This window comes from Flavobacterium sp. (genome assembly GCF_017985075.1).
Classification (GTDB): domain Bacteria; phylum Bacteroidota; class Bacteroidia; order Flavobacteriales; family Flavobacteriaceae; genus Flavobacterium.
Window position 1 is genome coordinate 1 of record NZ_JAGNYF010000020.1, and the last position, 3,304, is coordinate 3,304.

2 protein-coding genes are annotated in these 3,304 nt (G+C 31.0%); both read left to right on the top strand.

What is annotated here, in order from left to right; translation table 11 throughout:
• Positions 1 to 186 precede the first annotated feature (186 nt).
• Positions 187 to 2,484, top strand: coding sequence for a TonB-dependent siderophore receptor (locus KA468_RS05730; RefSeq protein WP_291241981.1), 2,298 nt, complete (start codon positions 187 to 189; stop codon positions 2,482 to 2,484).
• A 31-nt stretch (positions 2,485 to 2,515) separates the two neighbouring features.
• Positions 2,516 to 3,061, top strand: a complete 546-nt coding sequence (locus KA468_RS05735; RefSeq protein ID WP_291241982.1) for a PepSY-associated TM helix domain-containing protein — start codon at positions 2,516 to 2,518, stop codon at positions 3,059 to 3,061.
• The last annotated feature ends 243 nt before the right edge of the window (positions 3,062 to 3,304 follow it).

Here is a 3,304-nt window from a genome sequence, read left to right on the forward strand (position 1 = left end):
TCTTCATTATTTTGGAATGCAAAGTTACAATTTTAGTTTAATGTTTAAAAATAATCCATTCAAAACTTTTTCATTTTGATAATCAATTACTTAGAAATATTATTTTTATTTATTCTAAATAAACTTGTTTTTTATTGTTTTGCGTTTTACATTTGCAGTGTTATTTTAATTTATTCTAAATAAACAATGAAAAAATATATTTTAGTATTCGCATTCATCACTCAAGCAAATAGTTCCTTTGCACAAAATCAAAATTTGTCAAATGATATTTCATTAGAAATTGAACAGGATACCATTAAGAAAAAAGTACAAGTTATAGAGGAAGTAATTATTACTTCCAATCAAACTAAAATTCCAGTTTCTGTAGTAAGATCAGGAATTAAAGTAATGGATTTACCGCAGAGTGTACAGGTAATTAATAATGAAGTAATCAGCCAACAACAAGCCATCCGATTAAGCGAAGTAATCAAAAATGCTAATGGGGTATATGTAGGTTCAGCTCGAGGAGGTGCTCAAGAATCATTTTGGTCAAGAGGTTATGATATGGGAGCTAACAACATGTTCAAGAACGGATTCCGATTTAATAGTGGTTCTATACCGGAAGTTTCTTCTTTAGAAAAAGTTGAATTCTTAAAAGGAAGTTCAGCTTTATTATATGGTAATGTTGCTCCAGGCGGAATCTTAAACTTGGTAACTAAAACACCTCAATTTACTAAAGGTGGTGAAATTACTACACAATTAGGAAGTTTTGCCTATTATAAACCAGCTATTGACTTTTATGGTCCGTTAAATAAAACTATTGCTTATCGTTTTACAGGATCTTATGAAGATGCGGAAAGTTTTAGAGATGTTGTCAAAAATGAACGAATTTATTTCAACCCTTCATTTTTATTCAATTTAAGCAAGAAAACAAATATTACCTTGCAAGGTGATTATTTGAGTGCGGATTGGACCCCAGATTTTGGAACTGGTATTATTGGAAAAACCATTTTAGATATTCCTCGTAATACTTATTTTGGGGCACTTTGGTCCACAGGAAATACAAAATCGTCTAGCGCTTCGGTATTATTAAATCATGAATTTAATAAAAACTGGAAATTAAATTTCAACAGTTCTTTTCAAAATTATAAGAGAACTCAATTATCTACAGCTCAAATGTCTGATTTAGATAATACCACAACATATCCCATTCCAGGTTTTTGGAAAAGAGGTTTAACCCGAGCTCAAAACGAAGAACAAATATTTGGTAACCAATTGAGTTTACAAGGAAATTTCAAAACGGGGAGTATTAAACATCAAATTTTCACAGGTGCAGATTTTGAAAATTCACTAGCAACCGCTTATACTTTTGTTTTTTATGATGATCTACTGAAAACCAAAACTACGGAAGCAAATGCCATAAATCTTTTTAATTACGATATTACAACTCAAAGCCATACTGTCCCTTTTGATAGTAGAGCAACTCAAATTGTAGAAACAAAATATAAGCGTTTTGGAACCTATTTTCAAGATTTAGTTTCTTTAACAGATAAAATTAAAGTATTAGCAGGTCTTCGTTGGTCTTGGCAAGAAACAGCAGTAACCACTTATAAAGAAGTTTTACAAGTAAACGGATCTGGTGTCAGCAATGTAATTACAACATCTCTTAATGATGCCATTGGTGTGGTTTCACCTAAACGTTTGGATCGAGCTTTTTCTCCTAAAGTTGGGTTAGTACTACAACCTACAAAAGACATCACTATATTTGGTAGTTATACGAATTCATTTACTCCAAATACAGGTAATACATTTAATGACGAACCACTTAAACCGTCAATTTTGGATCAATACGAAGCGGGTGTTAAAACTGACTTATGGAAAGGAATTTTAAGTGCTAATGTTACTATTTATCAAATTACAAATGATAACTTAGTGCAAACTGCGGCATTTTTACAAGATGGTGTAACTCCAAACACGAATACAAACATAAAAGTAATGAGTGGTGAAACAAAAAGTAAGGGTATAGAACTAGATATTACGGCAAGGCCTATTGAAGACTTCAAAATTAATGCAGGATATAGTTACAACGATATGCGTTACACCAAAACTTCTGGAACCAATGGAAGTTTTATTGAAGGTGATCGTGTAGCAAGAACACCACAAAATACGGCTAACTTAAGCTTTTTCTACACAATTCCTTCTGGGTTATTCAAAGGCGTATCTGTAGGAGCAATTGGAAATTACATTGGAAGAAGAATTGGAGGATGGAACAGCCAATATAGCACCGACCTTGTTAAATATCCTAATGGAATTTGGGATAGAGAAGTCCCTCTTTCAGATTACACAACTGTTGATGCTTCTGTAGGTTATACTTGGAAAAAAATCTCAGTATTAGTTAAATTGTCGAACATTACCAATGAATTGAACTATACAGTTCATGAAAATTATAGTGTGAACCCAATTGCGCCTCGACAAATATTAGGTAACATAAAATATAAATTTTAATATTAAACAACATTTTAAATCAATTCATATTATGAAATTAAATAGAAGAAACATTCACCGCGATTTAGGTTATTTTTATGTAGGCTTAATTATTTCTTTTGCGTTTTCTGGAATTTTAATGAACCATAGAGAGCATTGGCATCCAGAAAAGTATACTGTTGAAACTAAAAGCATTACAGTACACCTTCCTGAGAAAAGTGAGATTACAGAAGAATATGCTGAACAGTTAGGTAAAGATTTAGGCATAGACGATAAAATGCGTCGTCATGGTGTAAAAAAAGGAACATTTAAAATCTCTTTTGAAAAACACGATGTAGAAATTGATATGGAAACCGGAAAAGGTGAAATTGTAGCTTTTAAGAAAACACCTATTATTAGCCAATCCATGAAGTTGCACAAAAGCACTTCTAACTGGTGGATTTATTATTCAGATATTTTTGGAATTTCTTTAATTGTTATTGCCTTTACGGGTGTAATTATGATTACACATGGGCAAAATACATTCAGAAGACGCGGTTGGAAATTAGCACTCGCAGGTGTTATTATTCCTTTAATTGTATTATTTTTTATTGGGTAATAATTGTTGTTTTCTTCAGATGAAAATAAAATGGTATTAAAAAAAAGATATTATTTGTTAAAAATAAATTTATGATTTATCTTTGACAAGAATTCACAAATAAAATTCCGGAAAATATGTTTGAATTTCAACAGTATTTAGGCTTTATACTTTTCTTAACCATTTTAACTATAGGTTTTTGGTTAATGTTTTTTCTTGTAGGATTTGTTCAATATTGGATTGGCGGATCATTAATAGAATTAT